The organism is Kribbella sp. NBC_00482 (assembly GCF_036013725.1).
Taxonomy (GTDB): Bacteria; Actinomycetota; Actinomycetes; order Propionibacteriales; family Kribbellaceae; genus Kribbella.
The window spans coordinates 5,633,103-5,652,292 of record NZ_CP107881.1 but is presented as its reverse complement, the minus strand read 5'-3'; the positions used below and the strand labels follow the sequence as shown (position 1 = coordinate 5,652,292).

Annotated in this window: 17 protein-coding genes; 4 read left to right on the top strand and 13 right to left on the bottom strand. The window is 68.7% G+C overall.

Translation table 11 applies throughout. The annotated features are described in order from the left end of the window. Positions 1-11: 11 nt before the first annotated feature. Positions 12-1,541, top strand: a complete 1,530-nt coding sequence (locus tag OHB24_RS27580) for a fibronectin type III domain-containing protein (protein WP_327633755.1) — start codon at positions 12-14, stop codon at positions 1,539-1,541. A 55-nt stretch (positions 1,542-1,596) separates the two neighbouring features. Beyond that, positions 1,597-3,096, top strand: coding sequence for a fibronectin type III domain-containing protein (locus tag OHB24_RS27575; protein ID WP_327633754.1), 1,500 nt, complete (start codon positions 1,597-1,599; stop codon positions 3,094-3,096). Here the strand turns inward: OHB24_RS27575 and OHB24_RS27570 are convergent. The 5 genes from OHB24_RS27570 to OHB24_RS27550 all read right to left on the bottom strand — a co-directional run bounded on the left by OHB24_RS27570 (position 3,083) and on the right by OHB24_RS27550 (position 8,705). Further along, positions 3,083-4,351 carry a hypothetical protein gene (locus OHB24_RS27570; protein ID WP_327633753.1) on the bottom strand — a complete coding sequence of 423 codons (1,269 nt, stop codon included), beginning with the start codon at positions 4,349-4,351 and terminating at the stop codon, positions 3,083-3,085. The two genes, OHB24_RS27575 and OHB24_RS27570, sit on opposite strands and share 14 nt — an antisense overlap. 174 nt (positions 4,352-4,525) lie before the next feature. Then, positions 4,526-5,302 (bottom strand): WecB/TagA/CpsF family glycosyltransferase, encoded by a 777-nt coding sequence (locus tag OHB24_RS27565; RefSeq protein WP_327633752.1) that lies wholly within the window; start codon positions 5,300-5,302, stop codon positions 4,526-4,528. After that, positions 5,302-6,294, bottom strand: a complete 993-nt coding sequence (gmd, locus tag OHB24_RS27560; RefSeq protein WP_327633751.1) for a GDP-mannose 4,6-dehydratase — start codon at positions 6,292-6,294, stop codon at positions 5,302-5,304. Before gmd ends, OHB24_RS27565 begins: the two co-directional genes overlap by 1 nt. Continuing rightward, positions 6,291-7,220 (bottom strand): GDP-L-fucose synthase family protein, encoded by a 930-nt coding sequence (locus tag OHB24_RS27555; protein WP_327633750.1) that lies wholly within the window; start codon positions 7,218-7,220, stop codon positions 6,291-6,293. Before OHB24_RS27555 ends, gmd begins: the two co-directional genes overlap by 4 nt. Further along, a complete protein-coding gene (locus tag OHB24_RS27550) occupies positions 7,221-8,705 on the bottom strand; it encodes a sugar transferase (RefSeq protein WP_327633749.1) in 1,485 nt (494 codons plus the stop codon). It lies immediately after the preceding gene. 271 nt (positions 8,706-8,976) lie between these two features. Here OHB24_RS27550 and OHB24_RS27545 point away from each other — a divergent pair, with 271 nt between their 5' ends. Next, a complete protein-coding gene (locus OHB24_RS27545) occupies positions 8,977-10,515 on the top strand; it encodes a GMC family oxidoreductase (protein ID WP_327633748.1) in 1,539 nt (512 codons plus the stop codon). A gap of 21 nt (positions 10,516-10,536) precedes the next feature. Then, the gene (locus tag OHB24_RS27540; protein ID WP_327633747.1) at positions 10,537-11,223 is read left to right on the top strand and encodes a phosphatase PAP2 family protein; all 687 of its coding nucleotides are present in this window, start codon (positions 10,537-10,539) and stop codon (positions 11,221-11,223) included. Here the strand turns inward: OHB24_RS27540 and OHB24_RS27535 are convergent. From OHB24_RS27535 to OHB24_RS27500, 8 genes are read right to left on the bottom strand one after another with little or no spacing between them, the layout of a single operon-like run. Further along, positions 11,195-12,511 carry a glutamate-1-semialdehyde 2,1-aminomutase gene (locus OHB24_RS27535; protein ID WP_327633746.1) on the bottom strand — a complete coding sequence of 439 codons (1,317 nt, stop codon included), beginning with the start codon at positions 12,509-12,511 and terminating at the stop codon, positions 11,195-11,197. The genes OHB24_RS27540 and OHB24_RS27535 overlap by 29 nt on opposite strands. Further along, complete coding sequence (locus OHB24_RS27530) at positions 12,508-13,056, bottom strand: dTDP-4-dehydrorhamnose 3,5-epimerase family protein (protein WP_327633745.1); 549 nt, start codon at positions 13,054-13,056, stop codon at positions 12,508-12,510. Before OHB24_RS27530 ends, OHB24_RS27535 begins: the two co-directional genes overlap by 4 nt. Further along, a complete protein-coding gene (locus OHB24_RS27525; protein WP_327633744.1) occupies positions 13,047-14,312 on the bottom strand; it encodes a polysaccharide pyruvyl transferase family protein in 1,266 nt (421 codons plus the stop codon). The genes OHB24_RS27530 and OHB24_RS27525 overlap by 10 nt, the downstream gene beginning before the upstream one ends. Positions 14,313-14,314: 2 nt before the next feature. Then, positions 14,315-15,259: a glycosyltransferase family 2 protein gene (locus OHB24_RS27520; protein WP_327633743.1), complete on the bottom strand. Its 945-nt coding sequence runs from the start codon at positions 15,257-15,259 to the stop codon at positions 14,315-14,317. Beyond that, entirely contained in the window at positions 15,256-16,527 is a 1,272-nt protein-coding gene (locus OHB24_RS27515) for a hypothetical protein (protein WP_327633742.1), read from the bottom strand. Before OHB24_RS27515 ends, OHB24_RS27520 begins: the two co-directional genes overlap by 4 nt. A gap of 2 nt (positions 16,528-16,529) precedes the next feature. Beyond that, entirely contained in the window at positions 16,530-17,651 is a 1,122-nt protein-coding gene (locus OHB24_RS27510) for a class I SAM-dependent methyltransferase (RefSeq protein ID WP_327633741.1), read from the bottom strand. A gap of 14 nt (positions 17,652-17,665) precedes the next feature. After that, positions 17,666-18,316, bottom strand: a complete 651-nt coding sequence (locus OHB24_RS27505; protein WP_327633740.1) for a PIG-L deacetylase family protein — start codon at positions 18,314-18,316, stop codon at positions 17,666-17,668. Next, the gene (locus OHB24_RS27500) at positions 18,316-19,170 is read right to left on the bottom strand and encodes a sugar phosphate nucleotidyltransferase (RefSeq protein WP_327633739.1); all 855 of its coding nucleotides are present in this window, start codon (positions 19,168-19,170) and stop codon (positions 18,316-18,318) included. The genes OHB24_RS27505 and OHB24_RS27500 overlap by 1 nt, the downstream gene beginning before the upstream one ends. Positions 19,171-19,190: the final 20 nt, after the last annotated feature.

Genomic DNA, 19,190 nt, shown 5'->3' with positions numbered 1-19,190 from the left:
TAAGGACATAAATGAAGAAGTTAGTGCTCGCCCTGATCACGGGAGCGGCTGTGCTGGCCGCCGCCTTGATTCCCTCCGGACCTCCGGTGCAGGCGGCGACGCCGGGCTTCGCCTCCGCGGTGTCCGCGATCAAGCAGACCTCTTGGCAGACCAACAACAGCGTGAACGCGCTGGCGATCGCCGGGAACACCGTGTTCGCGGGTGGCATGTTCACCCGCCTCCGGCAGCCGGGCAAGGCGTCCGGCCAGGCGCCGGAGACCCTCCGCTCGTACGTCGCCGCGTTCGACCGCAGCACCGGTAAGCCGACCGCGTTCGCGCCGGTCCTGAACGGTCCGGTTTATGCCATCGCGACCAGCCCGGACGGCAAGTGGGTGGTGATCGGCGGTGACTTCACCACGGTCAACGGCATCCGGCGCAGCAAGATCGCGATGTTCTCGGTCGCCACCGGCAAGCTGGTCTCGGCGTGGGACCCGGTCGTGGCGGCCCGGGTGAAGGCGCTGGCGATCTACGGCAACAGTGTGTTCATCGGCGGCGCGTTCCGCGCGATCGACGGCGCGACCCGCAACCGGCTGGGCGCGGTCCGGCTGATCCAGGGCGACCTCCTGCCGTGGAACCCGAACGCGAACAGCGACGTGTACGCCGTCGACGTGTCCGACAACGGCACCCGGGTGTTCGTCGGCGGACCGTTCAGCACGATCAACGGCAAGGACCACTACTCGCTGGCGATGCTGAACAACACCACCGGTGCGGCGTTCGACTTCCCGGCGGCGGCCGCGATCCCGAAGCCGACCGCGACGTGCACCACCCGGGTGAAGGACATCGACACCCTCGGCGACAACGTGTACGTCTCCAACGGCGGCGACGGCGGCGGCTGCTACGACGGCGTACTGGCCGCGCAGGTGTCGACCGGCAAACTGCTGTGGCAGAACAAGTGCCTGGGCGCGACCGAGGCGATCAAGGCGATCGGCAACTGGCTCTACAAGGGCTCGCATGCCCACAACTGCTCCTCGTCGCCGAACGGCTTCCCGGACGGCACCGGCACGCACTACCTGCTGGTCGAGAGCACGATCAACGGCAACCTCGGGCCGTGGTTCCCGAACACCGACGCGAACCCGAAGAGCACCACCCAGGTCGGCCCGCTGGCGATGGCCGGCACCGCCACCGACCTGTGGGTCGGCGGTGACTTCCTGCACGTGAACGGCACGCTCCAGGTGGGAATCACCCGGTTCACGAACGCGCCGGGCGGTGCGGCCCCCGCCGTACCGAAGGCCCCGACGCTGAGCGCGACGACGTCCGGTCGCGTGTACGTGAGCTACGGGGACTCGTACGACCTGGACAACCTGTCGCTCACGTACAACGTGTTCCGCGGTTCGCTGAACGTCGGTTCGAACAAGTACACGACGTACTTCTGGCAGCCCCGCAAGACCTACCAGGTCGTCGACCGCGGCCTCGCCCGCGGCTCGTCGTACACGTACCACGTAGAGGTCCACGACGGCCGCAACATCATGAAGGGCGCCAGCGCCACGGTGAAGATCCCGTAACTGCCCTTCCCCGGCGATCCCCCCAGTCGTAGCTTGGTGATTGGGGGGATCGATCATGGGGAGAAGTCTGTTTGTTGCGGTGGGCATCAGTGGGCTCGTGCTGGGGGTGGTGCCGGCAGGACCCGCGACCGGCACCGGGGCAGGTCTGACCGCGGTCGCCGCATCGACCTGGCAGACCGACGCCAGCGTGCTCGGCCTGGCCGTTGCCAAGGGCAAGGCGTACGTCGGGGGCCGCTTCCTGGCCGTACGGCCGCCGGGTGCGACGGCCGGGACCCACGAGACCCGCCGGACCTATCTGGCCGCGTTCAACCAGAGCACGGGCGCGCTCGACGCCGGGATGAACCATGTCCTGAACGGCATCGTCTGGGCGGTCGTCGCGTCGGCCGACGGGTCCAGGGTGTACGTCGGCGGGGACTTCACCCGCGTCGACGGCCAGGTCCGGAACCGGATCGCCGCCTTCGACACCGCGACCGGCGCGCTGGTGGCGAGCATCGCGCCGCGGGTGTCGTACCGGGTGAAGGCGCTCGCGATCGGCGGGACCAGTCTGTACTTCGGCGGGTCGTTCGGGCTCGTGAACGGCGTGACCCGGAACCGGGCCGCCGCGATCAGCACGGTCACCGGCGCCCTGCTGCCGTGGAACCCGAACGCGGACAACGACGTCTACGCGATCGACGCGGCCGACGACAACTCGAAGGTCTATCTGGGCGGGACGTTCGCCAAGGTCGGCGGGACGAGTCGCTGGGCGGTTGCCAGCGTCAGCAACTCGACCGGCGCACTGCTGCCCTTCGCCGCGGCGTCCGCCGTACCGTTGCCGTCGAATGGGTGCACGTCGCGGGTGAAGGACATCGAGACGTCCGGTGGCCGGGTGTACTTCGCCAACGCCGGTGACGGCTGGGGATGCTTCGACGGGACCTGGGCGGCTGATGTTGCCACCGGCAACCTGGTCTGGAAGAGCACGTGCCTGGGCGCGACCGAGGCGGTCACCATCGTGAACGGGTGGCTGTTCAAGGGGTCGCACGCGCACAGCTGCCCGGGCACCTTCTCCGACGGCAGCGGCACGCACTTCCTGCTGCTGCAGAACCCCGCGAACGGAGCCCTGGGACCTTGGTTCCCGAACACGAACGCCGGGCCACCGACGTCGGTCGGCCCCCTGGTATCGGCGAGTGGCGGCAGCGATCTGTGGGTCGGCGGTGACTTCACCAAGGTCAACGACGTCGGCCAGCAAGGCCTGACCCGGTTCACGAATCTCGGCTCCGGCGCCGCACCGCTCGGTCCGGCGTTGCCGACGCTCTCCAGTCCGGCGACCGGTCAGGTGAAGGCCACTGTCCAGGCCTCGCTGGACAACGACGACGTCCGTCTCACCTATCGCTTGCTCCGCGGGGCGACCAACACCGTCGTCGCCACCACGACCGCCAGCTCCGCCTTCTGGTCCCGCCCGACCGTCACGCTCACAGACACCACAGCACCGACCAGAACCACCCAGAGCTACCGCATCGAGGTCTCCGACGGGAGTCACGCCGTACGAGGCGGCTACTCCACCATTACTGTGCGCTGACCCGGCGATGGGCGGCGATTGCTCGGTGGGCTTCGTTCCACCAGAGGAGGAGGGTGGCGAAGGAGGCGCCGGCTAGGCCCCAGGCTGCGCCTTTGGGGCCCCAGAGGAACGCGCCACCGACGCCGCAGATGATCAGGACGACCGAGGAGATCAGGCGGACGCGGAGGCCGCGGGTCGCGGCGGTGAGGGCTCGGAGGATGGCGAAGGCGCCGGCGTTCGAAGCGCCCAGGGCCTGGAGCAGGATGACGGGGACCAGGACGCTGTGGGCCTGGTTCCAGACGCCCGGGCCTAGCAGTTCGCGGCCGACGACCGGGGGCAGCAGGAGGAAGATCGCGCCCCAGGCCAGTGCGCCGGCGCCGACGCCGAGCGAGATGGCGAGACCGACGAGCCACAGGCGCCGGTACGAGTGCCGCAGCGCCCGAGCCGCCTCGGGGACAGAGATCATCCGGATGCCCTGGTTCAGGACGTTCACCGGGCCGAGCAGTACCTGAGCTCCCCGGATGCCCGCGGTCGCGACGAGGCCGGCGGCGGCGGTGATGCCGAGCATGTAGAGCTGGATGGTGCCGGAGACTGCGAGCATTTCCCCGACGTACTTCGGGCTCACGTCCCAGTTCCGCCGCACCCATTCACGGATCAGCTGCCGTCGCGGCGCCACGCCCGCCTGGAAGCGGCCGGCGATCGCGGCGATCACCGCGCCGAGTCCCCACGCCAACGTGAGCGTGAACGCGGACGTCGTACCGGTGAGATAGAGGCCGCCGAAGATCACGAGCATAGCCAGCAACCAGATGAGGTCGTTGACGAACGCCTTCTGCCCCTCGCCGACGACGAAGAACGCCCAGCGCCACGCGTCCTGCAGCAGCAGGCCCGGCATGGTCAATGCAAAGGCGAGCAGCACGCCACGAGACGGCACGGCCGGAACAGCCGCGATCGCAAGACCGAGCACCGACGCCAGGACTCCGGTGAAGAGAGCTGTCGCCGTACTGGCGCGGACTGCTCGTTGCCACTCGGGCGTGCGAGCACCGGAATGCCGTACGGCGAGGGGCTCGGTGGAGATCGCCCGCGACACGTTCAGCGCGATCGTGTAGCCGCCGAACGCGAGCGCGTAGATACCGAAGTCGGCGACGGTACTGGACCGTGCGACGACGACCCCGACGGCGAGGTTGCTGAGGCTCGACAGACCCTGATCCGCCAGACCCCAGCCGGCACGACCAGCCGGTCCGGCCAGCCGACGTAGTTTCGGCCGCCGGAACTTCACCGCCTCACTATAGGGGGTGTCTGATGGTTCCACGCCGTAGCGAGGAGGTGCTCGGTGCGGTGCATCGGCGTGCGGGGGCGAAGGTCTCGATGCGGAGCATCGTGGCCTTTGCACCCGTGCGGCGAGGTGCCGTGCCGAGTGCCCCGCAGTAGGCGTGGAACCATCAGACACCCCCTATACGGGACGGGGCGGCTGGCGGAGGATGCCGAGGAGGAATCGCGGGATGCCCAGCACGTAACGCTTCCAGAGCCGGCGCGGCTCCTTGTACAGCCGGTAGCTCCACTCCAGCCCGGCGCGCTGCATCCAGTACGGCGCGCGGTCCAGCCGGCCGGTGTGGAAGTCGAACGCCGCGCCGACCCCGATCAGGATCGTCGCGTTCAGCCGGTCGCGATGATCGGCCATCCAGCGCTCCTGCTTCGGCGCGCCGAGTCCGACCCAGACGATGTCCGGCCGCGCCTCGTTCATCCGGGCGACCGTCTCCGCGTCCTCGGCGTCCGTCAGCGCACGGTACGGCGGGCATTCGACGCCGACGACCTTCAACGCCGGGTGCCGTTCCTGGAACCGCTCGCGCAGCTCGTCCGCCACGCCCTCGGCGCCGCCGTAGAAGTACTGCGTCCAGCCGCGATCCGCTGCCTCGGCCAGCACCCGCTCGATCAGATCAGGTCCTGCGACCCGGTCCATCTCCTCGAACCCGGCGCGGTGACCGGCCCACACCAGCGGCATCCCGTCCGGAACCGTGAGACCGGACGTGTTGTAGACCTCGGTCAGCCGCGCGTCGGCGCGCGCGTGCAGCAACGCGTTCATGTCGGTGACACAGACCAACTGCCGTTCGGCGCGCTCGATCCAGCTCGCGAAGGCGCCGACCGTGTGGTCGAGGTTGGTCACACTGACGTGGATGCCGAGCACGTCAACCCGGTCGGAGGTGGTGGGTTCTGCTTGGAGATCTGTCATCAGTCCTCCCCCTTCAGCGCGGCGAGGTCGGCGTCGACCATGATGCGGACCAGCTCGGGAACATGCACCTGAGCCTTCCAGCCCAGGTCGATGGCTGCCTTCGACGCGTCCCCGATCAGCGAGTCCACCTCGGTGGGACGAACGTAGCGCTGGTCGTAGTCGACGTACTTCTCCCAGTCCAGCCCGACGTGGTCGAACGCCAGCGAGACGAAGTCGCGGACGGAGTACGACGTACCGGTCGCGATCACGTAGTCCGCGGGGGTGTCGTGCTGCAGCATCCGCCACATCCCCTCGACGTACTCCGGGGCATAACCCCAGTCACGGCAGGCGTCCAGGTTGCCCAAGTACAAGCGATCCTGGCGACCTGTCTTGATCGCCGCCACCGCGCGGGTGATCTTCCGCGTCACGAACGTCTCGCCGCGCCGCGGGGACTCGTGGTTGAACAGGATCCCGTTCACCGCAAACATGTCGTACGCCTCGCGGTAGTTCCGGGTCATCCAGTAGGCGTAGAGCTTCGCGGCGCCGTACGGCGACCGCGGGTGGAACGCGGTCTCCTCGTTCTGCGGGGGCGGGGTCGCGCCGAACATCTCCGACGACGAGGCCTGGTAGAACCGGCAGTCCAGCCCGATCATCCGGATCGCCTCGAGCAGCCGCGTCGTCCCCATCCCGGTGGTGTCACCGGTGTACTCCGGCTCGTCGAAGCTGACCCGCACATGCGATTGCGCGGCCAGGTGATAGACCTCGGACGGCTGGATCGACGCGAGCAGCGTGACGAGCCGCGAGCCGTCGGTCAGGTCGCCGTAGTGCAGGAACAGCCGCTTGTCGCGTGCGTGCGGATCCTCGTACAGGTGGTCGATCCGCTTGGTGTTGAAGGTACTGGCGCGGCGGATCAGGCCGTGCACCTCGTACCCCTTGGACAGCAGCAACTCGGCCAGGTACGAACCGTCCTGGCCGGTGATGCCCGTAATCAGTGCCCTTTTCTCAGCCTTCATGCCACGTGCTCCTGGTACCAGGCGTAGGTGGCGGCCACACCGTCTTCGAGGGAAATGGAGGGCTTCCAGCCGAGCGCCAGCAGTCTGCTCACGTCGAGCAGCTTGCGTGGGGTGCCGTCCGGCTTGGACAGATCGTTGCTCAGGGCACCGGTGTAGCCGACCGTGCGGGCGACCAGTTCGGCCAGCTCGCGGATCGTCACGTCGGCGCCGACGCCGACGTTGATCGGCTCGGGTGCGTCGTAGTGCTCCAGCAGGTGCAGGCACGCGTCGGCGAGGTCGTCCACGTGCAGGAACTCGCGCCGCGGCGTACCGCTCCCCCACAGCACGACCTCGTCCGCGCCAGCAGCCTCTGCCTCATGGAAGCGCCGGATCAACGCGGGCAGGACATGCGACGAGGTCGGGTCGAAGTTGTCGTGCGGACCGTACAGATTCGTCGGCATCGCCGAGATCCAGCGCAGGCCGTACTGCCGGCGGACCGCCTGTACCTGCATGATGCCCGCGATCTTCGCGATCGCGTACGCGTCGTTGGTCGGCTCCAGCTCGCCGGTCAGCAGGCTCGACTCGCGGATCGGCTGCTCGGCGTACTTCGGGTAGATGCACGACGACCCGAGGAACAGCAGCCGCGGCGTGCGCACCTCGAGTGCCGCGTCCATCAGGTTCACCTGGATGCGCAGGTTGTCACTGAGGAACTCGGTCGGGTGGTCGCGGTTCGCGAGGATGCCGCCGACCCGCGCCGCGGCGTCGATCACGACCGCCGGCCGGTGCTCGCGCAGGAAGTCGAACGTCTGCTGCCGGTCGCGCAGATCGAGCTCCGCCGACGTCGCGCCGATCAGGTGCGTGAACCCGGCCGCCTCGAGACGACGCCAGAGCGCCGACCCGACGAGGCCGCGGTGACCCGCGACGTACACCGGTCCCTGTAAATCCATCTAGTACGCTCCCGCGCCGTAGAACACCGCGCGCACGGTCTTCCAGAGAATCAGTAGATCCAGCGTCATCGACCAGTTGTCGACGTACCGCAGGTCGAGGCGGACGGACTCGTCCCAGGACAGGTCACTGCGGCCGCTGACCTGCCAGAGGCCCGTCATGCCGGGCTTCACCAGCATCCGCCGCGAGTCGTCAGCCGCGTACAGCGCGACCTCCTCGGCCAGCGGGGGTCGCGGACCGACCAGCGACATGTCGCCGCGCAGCACGTTGAACAGCTGCGGCAGCTCGTCGAGCGAGAACCGGCGGATCCAGCGGCCGAGCGGAGTCATCCGCGGGTCGTTGCGCATCTTGAAGATCACGCCGTTGCCGTCGCTCAACGCGTACAGATCGCTGAGCCGCTGCTCGGCGTCGACGTACATGCTGCGGAACTTCAGCATCGTGAACTCGGCGCCCGCGCGGCCGACCCGCTGCTGCCGGAACAGGACCGGACCGGAACTGGACAGCTTCACCGCGAGCGCCAGGCCGATCAGCAGCGGCGAGAGTACGGCGACGATGCCGAGGGCAACGACCCGGTCGAAGACCGCCTTCATCAGGTGCGGTCCGCCGCTGACCGACGGCCGCTCCAGGTGCAGCAGGGACAGGCCGGCGACCGGGCGGATCGAGATCCGCGGGCCGGCCACCTCGATGATGCCCGGGGAGACGATCAGCTCGATGCCGCGCTGCTCCAGCGCCCACGACAGCCGGCGCAGCGACTGGCCGGCCAGCTCCGGGTCGGTCGCGATCGCGACCACCTCGACCGCGTGCCGATCGGCGGCGGCCAGGATGTCCGGCTCGGCGAGCTCCTCGGGATGCATCGGGCCGTTGCTGTCACCGCGCGGGCGGCAGGTCGCGACGACCCGGAAACCGTCGGTCGGGCGGCTCTCGAGGTGCTCACAAAGCGTCGCGGCCGGGCCACTGCGCCCGACCACGAGAACCCTGTGCATGCAGCGACCTCTGACCCGGTGCCGGTGCAGGTCCTTCCGCAACGCGTACCGCAGCAGCAGCGCGGCCACGACCGTCACCGGGATGGCGAGCACCACGAAGCCACGGGCGATCTCGGCCCTGGTCACGTACGACGTCATCGCGACCGCCGCGGTGAGTCCGACGCCGGCACGGAGCAGCGACCGGAACTCGTCCGGTCCGGCCCCGTAGAACCGCGAGTCGTACCCCTTCGACAAGGCGACCGCGGCTGCCCAGGCGAGCGGCAGCACACTGCTCACCAAGAGGTAACTGGAGCCGACGTGGTACCCGAACCGGGTCAGCAGCGCGATCGACACACCGAGCATCGCGGCAAGCAGGTCACCACCGACAGCGGCCCAGCGGTACACACCGACCCAGCGCGGTTCGGTCGAACGCGACGGCAGCGGAACGATCGCCGGAACCTCGTGCGGGACGACCCAGAGCGGCCGACGGCTGTCCACAGCGTCCGGCGCTTCTGCTCCGCTCACAGCGGCCTCTCGTTCCCTCCCGCAACGGCGCGGTCACTTAAAGTGTCCGCCGCAGTCTGCAGTGTGTCCTTGTTAACCCGCGCGTCGGCGCGGGGTCACCGAACATTACTACGCGCGCAGGTCCGCTGTGGCGACCTACCCAACCGCCTGTGGAGAACTTGACGAGATCCTTATGTGACCCACAAACGGCTCGACTGGCCGTATCTTGAGCCAAGGGGAAATCGCTTGAAGTCTTTTACGGTGCTGTGCGACCTGGGGGGTGCCTGTCGCCTTGGAAAATTCAGCGGGAGAAGAGGTCGTCGCCGATCTCTGCATCGTTGGTGCCGGACCCGCGGGGATCAGTATTGCGCGGGAGCTGGCCGGCAGTGGAATCCGGGTCTGCCTACTGGAGAGCGGGGGGCCGAACGTCGAGCCCCGCGCGCAATGGCCGAGCAGGGGTGAGATCGACGGCTATCCACTGCACCTGCTCGAGGAATCGAGGGTGCGGGCCTTCGGCGGAACGCTGCGGCATCCGCACCTCCTGGACGGCGGGTGGGCAGCTCGTCCGCTGGACCCGATCGACTTCGAGAGTCGGCCCGAGCGGCCGGAGTCCGGGTGGCCGTTCGATCGCGACCATCTGATTCCGTACTACGTCCGCGCCCAGCACAACTGCGGACTCGCTCCCTACGACCTGGTCAACGGAGACCCCACCGCGGACGGCCGGCCCGCGGCTCCGGTTCAGGACATCGAACTCGAGACCACGCTGTTCCAGTTCAGCGACGCGGACTTTCAGGACGCCCTCCCACTGCTCACGAACTCGTCCAACGTGCGCGTACTGCTGCGTTGCCGGGTGGCCGGCATCACGACCGATCCATCCGGTCGGCGCGTCGAATCGATCACCGCCGTACGCGAAGACCGTAGTCGGGTGGTCGTGCGACCTCGCATGGTCGTACTCGCCACGGGAGGGATCGAGAACGCCAGGCTCCTGCTGACCGCAGACAGCGGCCGTGGGCTGGGCAACGAGCACGATCTTGTCGGGCGTTACTTCGGCGAGCGAATGGCACTGCCTGTCGGGCACGTCGTCCTGTCCGGCTCGAGGACGGTGGACGACGCGGCGTTCTTCTTCCGCCGCAACGACGCGACCGGCGCCCTCCGGATCGCGGAACGGATCCAGCGTGACAAGGGCCTGCTGAACTGCGCCTTCTATCTCGTGCCTCGTCCGGCCGCGGCCGCGACGCCTGCGATCCGGTCGCTCTCGACACTGCTCAAGGCGATCGGCAGGCGGCCCAGGGTCGACGGGGTCGGCACGCACCTTCGCAACGTCGTCGAGGGCCTTCCCGATGTCGCAGACATGGCGCTGAGCTCGGTGGTGTCCCGGCCCCGCACACTGATATTGCGCGCTCAGGGCGAGCATGCACCGAACAGGGACTCACGAGTCTCACTCGGGTCTCGCCGCGACGACCTGGGAGTCCCCGTCGCACGGGTGACGTGGCAGCCGACGGCTCAGGACCGGGAATCCATCCGGACTTCGACCGGGATCCTCGACGCAGTCTTCCGGACCAGCGGATTCGGATACGTCAAGACAATGTTCGACGACGTTCCCGCGACACTTGTCGAAGGCAGCCATCATCACATGGGCACCACGCGGATGAACGTCGATCCGGCGAAGGGCGTTGTGGACGCCAACTCACGGGTGCACTCCCTGGCGAACCTCTACGTCGCCGGATCGTCGGTCTTCCCCACGTACGGTGCGTCGAATCCGACCATGACGATCGTGGCGCTGTCTCTGCGTCTCGCCGACCATCTCCGCCGGGTACTCACCCCGGCATAGACTGAATCGCGGGGGTGGGGAATGGAATCAGCCGGCAATCCACGAGCGGCCCGCGCGCGTCCGGCTGTACTTCCGACACTCGCGCCAGGCCTGCGCGGTTCTGCCGGCATCGGGGCACTGCTGCTCGTCGTACCTGCACTGGTGTTCGCCGGCGACACCGGCCCCAGCCGGATCGACCGCTGGGTGCAGCATCTGGTCGACGGCCCAGCCGCCGGTGCGTGGGAGCTGGCACACGGCCTCGACTGGCTCGGCGAACCTGTCGGCCGGGCAGTGATGGTCCTGGCAGTGGCCGCACTCTGCTTGGTCGCCAAGCGTCCTGCGCTGGCCGCGACGGCCTTGGTGGGCATCGCCGCGATCAGCCTGCTGACCACAGCCCTCAAGCCGATCGTGGATCGCCGCATTCACGACGGCTTCCTGTCGTATCCCAGCGGGCACACCGCGGCGGTCACGGCGGCCGCCATGGTCGTGGGTCTGCTGCTGGCCGATCTGCTGCACGCCGGCGCGGTCACGGGAACGGCGATCGTGCTCGCCACCGCTGTCCTGGGCGGCGGGCTGACGGCCGGGGCTCAGATCGTGCTGTCCGCCCACTACCCGACGGACACTGTTGGTGGTTTCGGCTGTGCGCTGCTCGTGATACCGCTGACAGCCGCGGTGATCGACCGGCTGGTCAGGCTCCGACTTACACGTAACGGCGGAACACCGGCTTGACCGGTCGTCCGCCCGTCCACCCCCTTGGGTCTCCGCCGTCGAGCGCGTTGCGGTACGTCGCACACGCGCCGGCCACGACCTCGACCGTTCGCGCGATGTCCTCGTCGGTCAGCGCGCTGCTGACGACGAACGACGGTCCGATCACCCCACCGAGCAGCAGCTCACGCAGGAAGAGCGTGCGGTAGCTCTGCGAGGGCTCCAGGTTCTCGTCGAGGGTCGCGAAGACCATGTTGCTGGGCCGGCCGCGAACCAGCACGTGGTCCTGGACACCGGCCGCGGCGGCGACCTCCCGGACGCCGTCCGCGAGCCGCGTGCCGCGCTCGTGGAGGCGGTCCGCGATGCCCTCTTCGGCGTACACGTCCATCACGGCGACGGCGGCCGCGAGCGCGTGCGTCTCGGCGCCGTGCGTCGTGGACAGCAGGAACACCCGCTCATGGCTGTCCCGGAGTCCGCCGCGCTCCATGAACTCGCGCTTCCCGGCCAGCGCGGACACCGCGAATCCGTTGCCGAGCGCCTTGCCGAAGGTCGACAGATCGGGCGTCACGCCGTACAGACCCTGCGCTCCGGCCTCGGAGAAGCGGAAGCCGGTGATCATCTCGTCGAAGATCAGCAGCGCGCCGTACCGGTGGGCCAGGTCCCGAAGTCCCGCCAGGTAGCCGGCCGGAGGATCGTGCTGGGTGGCGGCCTCCAGGATCAAGCAGGCGATCTCGCCGTCGCGCTGCTGGAACAGTTCCTCGGTCGCGGCCAGGTCGCCGTACGGGAAACCGACCGTCAGGTCGCCGATCTCACCGGGGATGCCGGCCGACATCGGCGTCCGGGTGATGAACCAGTCGTCGATGGAGAAGAACGCATGGTCCGCGCAGAGGGCGACCAGCGGTCGCCCGGTGACGGCGCGAGCCAGCTTGATCGCGGCCGTGGTGGCGTCGGATCCGTTCTTGGCGAACTTCACCATGTCTGCGGTCGGTACCGTGGCGAGGAACCGCTCGGCCGTCTCCAGTTCGACGATGCTCGGGCGGACGAAGTTGCTGCCGCGGCCGAGCTCCCGCTGGACCGCCTCGACGACTCTCGGGTGCGCGTGACCGAGACTGACCGCGCGCAGACCGGAGCCGTACTCGATGTACTCGTGGCCGTCGACGTCCCAGACGTGGGCGCCTACGCCGCGCTCGATCACCGGCGCCATCTCGAAGGGGTACTGGTCCTCACCCTTCGCGTAGGTGTGCGCGCCGCCCGGGATCAGGTCGTGCAGGCGCTTGTTGGCCTCGACCGACTTCTCGAAGGACTTCTTCATGAGAGCCTCGCAGTCGCCATCGCGAGTGAAGGGGCCGCCTTGTCGCGCTCGGACATGAGCGTGACCGGCAGCGGCCAGGGAATGTCGAGATCCGGATCGTCGAACGCGATCGACACGTCCTCCGCCGGATCGTGCGCCCGGTCGATCCGGTACGACACGTCGGCCGGCTCGGTCAGCGCCTGGAACCCGTGCGCACAGCCGGCCGGTACGTACACCGTGACCTGGTTGTCCCCGGTCAGGTCGAAAGTCTCCCGGTTCCGGTACGTCGGGGAGCCGGGACGCAGGTCGACGACGACGTCGAGCACCGCGCCGTACGAACAGCGCACCAGCTTCGCCTCACCACGGCCCGACCGGACGTGCATGCCCCGGACGACGCCGCGGCGGGATCGCGAGATGCTGTCCTGCACGAAGGCGTCCGGATCGAGCCCGGCCGACTTCACCACGTCCCGGTCGAACGTGCGGGAGAAGAATCCTCGCTCGTCGGCGTGTGGGACGGGCCGGAACAGCAATGCCCCGGCGATCCTCGGTACCTCGACTATTTCCATCGCCGGTCCCCCTGTTCGGTCGCGACATCGGCTGCTGCGAAGAGTGCTGCCGACAAGACGTCGTACTGGCTCTCGAGTGCTTCGAGATACTCGGCGTTCCGGGCCCGCATCACCGGAACGATCCCGGACGCGCGGGATTCCAGCCCGCGGAACTGGTCGATCAGCCGGGACACGTCGAGACCCTTGATCGGCTGCCGGAACTCGGCCAGCTGCATCTGCTCCATCACGACGTCGCTCTTGGTGCCGTAGCTGATCGAGATCGTCGGCTTCGACAACTTCAGCGCGGAGAGCACGTTGTGGTACCTCGACGCGACGACCAGGTCGACGCCCGCGAGTTGCCGCATCAGTTCGCCGAGCGATTCGGCCGGTTCGCTGATCAGCTGCTTCTCGGCGATCCCCGGCCGGGTCGCCCGCAGGTCGTCGTACACCGCCGCTACCACCGACAGGTCCGACGGATCGCCGGTGACCAGCCGGACCCGGTACCCCTCGTCCACGAGCCAGCGCACGAACTCGACGATCTTCGCGGTGTACGTCGCGTAGATCTCGTCGGCCCGGTCCCGGTCGGCGTTCGTGCCGTAGTAGGCCATGACGCCGAGCGCGACGGTCCGCGCAGGGTGATCGACCGGCGCCGGGCCGGGCAGCCCGAAGGCAAGGTCCGGGTAGACCTGGTCGCCGCTGGTGTCGAGGCCCATCTGCCGCATCGCGTCCCGCGAGAACGTGTCCCGGTACGAGCGGTACGACGCCAGCCGCGCGGCCCCTGTGAACAGCCGGCGCAGTGACCGCTCGCGCGCGACGTTCGCGCCCACGTTGACGAATGCCACCTTCGCACCGGTGATCCGGGCCGACAACGCCATCAGGAACAACGCGTACGGGAAGCCCCACGGCCGCAGCGCCAGCGTGGTCTCGAAGACGCCCATGCCGGGCACGATCACCACGTCGTACCACCGGAGCAGCCGCGGCATCCGAACCAGGTCCGCCAGCTTGCCGAACCCCTTGCGGAGGACATCGTGCACTCTGTTCCGCCCGGGACCGTGCTCCTGGTACCACGTCATCGCCACCGACTGGATGCCGTACTGCCGCTCGATTTCCTGCGGGCCGGAACACACACAGCTCAGCTGCGCCTCCGGATACCGGTTCCGCAGGAAGGCCAGCATCGTGTCGAGCGAGCCGTGGTTGCCGAGGTTCCCGGATCCGAGCAGACCGAAGAAGGCGACCCGCAGCGGGCTGCCTGCGTGCTCCCTAGTGGCGTTCTGCATGCCTACGAGACCTCCCGGCGACCGACGACCGCAGAGCTGTCCGGGATCCTGGTCGGCGGCGCCGGCGGCACGGTGTCCTCGATGCGGCGCGTCGACCGTCGTACGGCGCGATCGCCCAGCCAGCGCAGCAGGTGGCCGTAGCACTCCCGCCGGTCGGCCGACGACAGCGGCGCTCGCCGGATCCCGCCGACGAAGCCGCCGACGTACTCTCCCACCAGCCGGACGGTGGGGTTGCGCAGGCGGCTCGCCCGCCGCGGCTCCATGTTCGCCGAGCGCGACCGGATCGTCGGCTTCGCCCGCTCGGCCCGGTCCGGGTGGTCCCGGCGGAAGAAGAGCAGCTCGGGGACCTGGTGGAACCTGCCGTGCAGGGCCAGCTCGGCCATGATCGTGCGATCGGAGTGGTGGTAGCTGCCGTTCAGCGGCGTCCGGCGGAGGATGTCGGACCGCATCACCGCGTAGAAGTCGTCGCCGCCGACGTCGAACAGCAAGCTACGGAACCGGTCCGGAGCATGCGGGTTGGCGGTGTCGAGCGGGTAGTCGACCTCGAGCACGATGTCGCCGTTGCCGTCGATGATCGCCTGGTAGGCATGCGCGAGCACCAGGTGCGAGTCGTCGTCGAGCGCTTCGATGCACCGTCCCAGCAGATCCTTGCCGTACAGGTCGTCGTACGACGCCCACTTGAACAGCTCGGTATCGGACTGGTCGAAGCACCAGTTGTGGTTCGGCGTGGCACCGATGTTCACCGGCTGGCGGTGATAGCTGATCCGCGGGTCGTTGGCCAGGTACTCCCGGCAGATCTCCTCGGTGCCGTCGGTCGAGGCGTTGTCGGAGATGATCAGCCGATAGTCGCCGTAGCTCTGTCCCAGCAGCGCGTTCAGTGACTCGGCCAGGTATTTCTCGCCGTTGTAGACCGGGAGGCCGACAGTCAGCCGCGGTACCGCGTTCATGTGTTCCTCATTTCAGGTATCTCCTGCACGGCGTCGAGCTCCGATTCCAACTGCACGCGCTCGCGGATTCCGGCGCGCAGCGTGACCCACCAGACGAACGCGGCGCAGAAGGTCGCGCAGGCGGCGCCCCAGGACGATCCGAGCGCCCCGCCGATCGCGCCGCCGCTGACACCTCCGACCAGGTAGAACGCCGACGCGAAGAGCTGGGCCTTCAGGCTGCGCCGGGCGACACCCAGCGCGCGCAGGCCGGCCGCCGCGCCGGTGTTGAAGCCCGCGAACGCCACCGACAGGGTTGCCGGAAGCACCAAGGCCGAGGCGGTCAGCCAGATTTCGCCCAACAGCGCGTGCCCCCATTTGTCGGGCAGCAGGAACAGCAGCAACAGTCCCCAAGCGAGCGCGGCGACCGCCTGCGCGCCGCCGAGCAGCAGGCAGAAGACCCGCAGTCTCCGCGCCGATCGGCGCAGGACGCGGGCCGCTTCCGGCACCGCGACCAGGCCGACGCCGGACAGCACGATGAAGAACGGCCCGAGAAGCATCTCCGCACCGCGGACGGTGCCGACAGCGGCGACACCCGCGAATGCTCCGAGACCGTACATCCGCAGCTGGTAGGCGCCGCTCAGGGTGACGTTCTCAGTCAGGTACCGCAAGCCGAGGTCACGGTGGTCGCGCAGCCAGTGCCGCGCCCGTGTCACCCGGGGCAGGACACCGGCTTGCACTCCGCTCACCAGCGCGGCGAAAACGCCGGCGCCGCCCCAGGCGAGTACGAACCTGGTCACGCTGGCATCCTGCGAGGCCAGGTACAGCAGCGGGACCAGCGCCAGCGCCCAGGTCATGTCACTGACGAACGCCTTGCCGCCTTGCCCAGCAGCGAAGAAGGCGAACCGCCAACTGTCCTGCAGCATCAGGCCGGGCAGCACGATCCCCAGAGCGACGAAGGCGGCTCCGATACTGCCGCCGAGTACCGCGCCGACGCCGGCACAGATCGCGCCGGTCGTGATCCCGACCACGATCGCCATCCCCGACGAACTCGCGACCGCCGTCCGCCAGGCCGGCCGATCGACACCGCTGAAGCGCACGGCGAGCGGATCGGTCGCAAGACCGCGCGAGATGTTGACCACCACGCCGTACGTCACCCACGCCAGGCTGAACGCGCCGAACTCGAGCGCGCCCAGCGATCGGGCGACGACGATGCCCACGACAAAGCTGACCAGGCTGGTCACTGCCTGGTCGGCCAGTCCCCAGGTGAGCCGGCGAAGGACGCCACGCATGGTCAGCGTCCCCTCTCATGGGGTTCCGGGAGCGGGACGAGGTACGTCGTGCCCCAGCCGCCGTCGGCTTCCAGCTGGGCGATGATCTCGTCGGCGATGTCCCACGTCAGGACGAGAACGATGTCGGGTCGCGCGGCCTTCAGGTCTTCGATCGGACGGATCGGCACCATGCAGCCGCCAGGCACGCGGCGGCCGTGTTTGCCGGGGGCGAGGTCGACGGTGAACGGCAGCAGGTCCGTCGTCACCTTGCTGAGGTCGAGGAGCACCGGCGCCTTGGACGGAGCGCCGTACCCGAGGACCGTGCGGCCGGCGGCCTTGTGCCGGGCCAGTTCGTCGTGCAGTGCGCGGGCCGCGTGCCACGCAGCCTCCTGCAGGCTGCCGAGCTGTACCTCGTCGGCGATGCCCGCGGCGTCCTCGTCCTCGAGCACCACGTCGACCGACGCGTCCGGCTTCGCGTCGGCCGCGTGCCGGAGCATCACCATCAGGCTGCCGCCGAACATGTCGACCTGCTTCACCGACTCGACCGCCAGACCGTGTACGGCGGCCAGGTTCCGCAGCGCCCGCAGCGAGACGTAGGCCCAGTGCCCGTGGCGGATGGTGTCGAACTGGTTCCCGACGAACAACGGCAAGAGGTGGTGGAACTCCATCACTAGCAGGCCGCCCGGCGCGAGCCGTTCCGCGCGCAGCTTCAGCATCTCGCCGTACTGCGGCTCGTGCACGATGCCGTGCACGTCGATGATCAGGTCGGCCTTCTCGCCATCCCCGGCCAGCCGCGAGCCGGCGGCGTACAGATGCTCGAGCCAGGAACCCCCGTGGTGGCTGGCGTACTCGAAGACGACGCTGTTGTGCAGCGTGGGGTACTCGGTGAGCAGCTCCTTCACCGACTTCTCGGCATGCGCGATGCTCGTCGCCGACTCCACCGCGAGCGGCTCCTCCGGCATCTGCGCCTCGACCGGACCGAGCTGGACCAGCGTGCAGGCCCGGCACAGCCACAGCTCGAGCGGCCAGCGCGGATCCGGCCCCGGTGTGTCCGCGGGCGGGAAGTAGTCGGCACACGGCTGCGGCCCCAGATCGACCACCGGTACGACGTTGTCCGCCGCGCACCCACGACACTTGAAGCTCACTACATCCCCCTTGTTCACCATGTCAGCGTGGCTTTTCCTGTCGTGAACGCCTCCGCGTACGGCGCCCGGCACTCCATCCCCCGCAGCCGGGCCAGCCCGGCGAACACCTCTTCGTCGAACCAGTCGTGCGGGACCTGCGACGGGTACGCCTTGTGCAGGAGCGCCACCTTCTCCCGCAACTGCTCCTCGGTGAGCTCGACGTACAGCCACGGCCGGCTCAGATCCCCGTCCCACTTGGGGATCTCGTAGTGCAGCACCAGATGGTTGCGCCACACCGTCGGCGCCAGCTCGGCGATCAGGCGGTGATCCTGGTGCGCGTCGTTCTTGCTCGGGGCAAGCACCAGATCGGGCCGCCGGCCGCCGCGAGCCGTTGCCTCTAGCAACTCTTTGGTCTCGTTCCAGTACGCCGGCAGCCGCCCGTCCGGCAGCCCGGCCGACGTCACGGTCACCTCGCACTCCGGGAGGAACAGCTCCGCCGCGCGGCGGGCCTCCTCCAGGCGCACCGGCGTACCGGTCGCGATCACGAACTCGGCGGTCAGCTCCGGCACCGACTCGGCCAGCTTCAGCAGCGTGCCGCCGCAGCCGATCTCGATGTCGTCCGGATGCGCGCCGAGGGCAACCAAGTGGACCGGCCCGTCGATCAGGCCGAGCTGGAACGGCAGCATCAGATCGCCACCACTACCGGCCCGTCGGCCGACGACTCAGGCGCCTTGTCCAGGATCCGGCTCTGCTGCTCGCGGGCCTCGTGGCTCCACAACGCCCACGGCTTCTTGCCGGACCGGTAGAGCTCCTCGAGCTGGCTGCGCTCCTTGAGCGTGTCCATCGGCGCCCAGAACCCGTGGTGCGGGATCGCCTCCAGCTTGCGCATCGCCGACAGCCGCGGGAACGCGTCGCCGACCAGATCCTCGTCCTCGTGCAGGACGTCGAAGATCTCCTTCTTGATCACGAAGTACCCGCCGTTGATCCACACGTTCAGGTCGGCGGCGGAGCGCAGCCCTGTGACCCGGGAGTCGTTGTCGAACTCGACCACGTGGAACGACGCCTGCGGCGGGACCGCGAGCAGGCTCGCGGTGATGTCGCTGGTCATCACGTGGTCGACGATCTTGTCCATCGGCGCGTCGGTCAGCACGTCGCCGTAGTTCGCGAGGAACGCGTCGTCGTCCTCCAGGTACGGGCGGACCCGGCGCAGCCGCTCACCGATGCTGGTGTCGATCCCGGTGTCGACGAAGGTGATCTTCCACTCGCTGATGTCGGAGTCGAGCAGCTGGATCCGCTGCCCGCCCTTCGACATCACGAAGTCGTTGGAGACCGTCTCCTCGTAGCGCAGGAAGTACTCCTTGACCGCGGACCCCCCGAAGCCCAGGCACAGGATGAACTCGGTGTGGCCGAAATGCGCGTAGTACCGCATCACGTGCCACAGGACCGGCCGGTCGCCGATCGTCATCATCGGTTTCGGCGCGGAGTCCACCCCGCTGCGCATCCGCAGCCCGAACCCCCCGCAGAAGATCACGACCTTCATCTGATTCCCCTTCCCCCCAC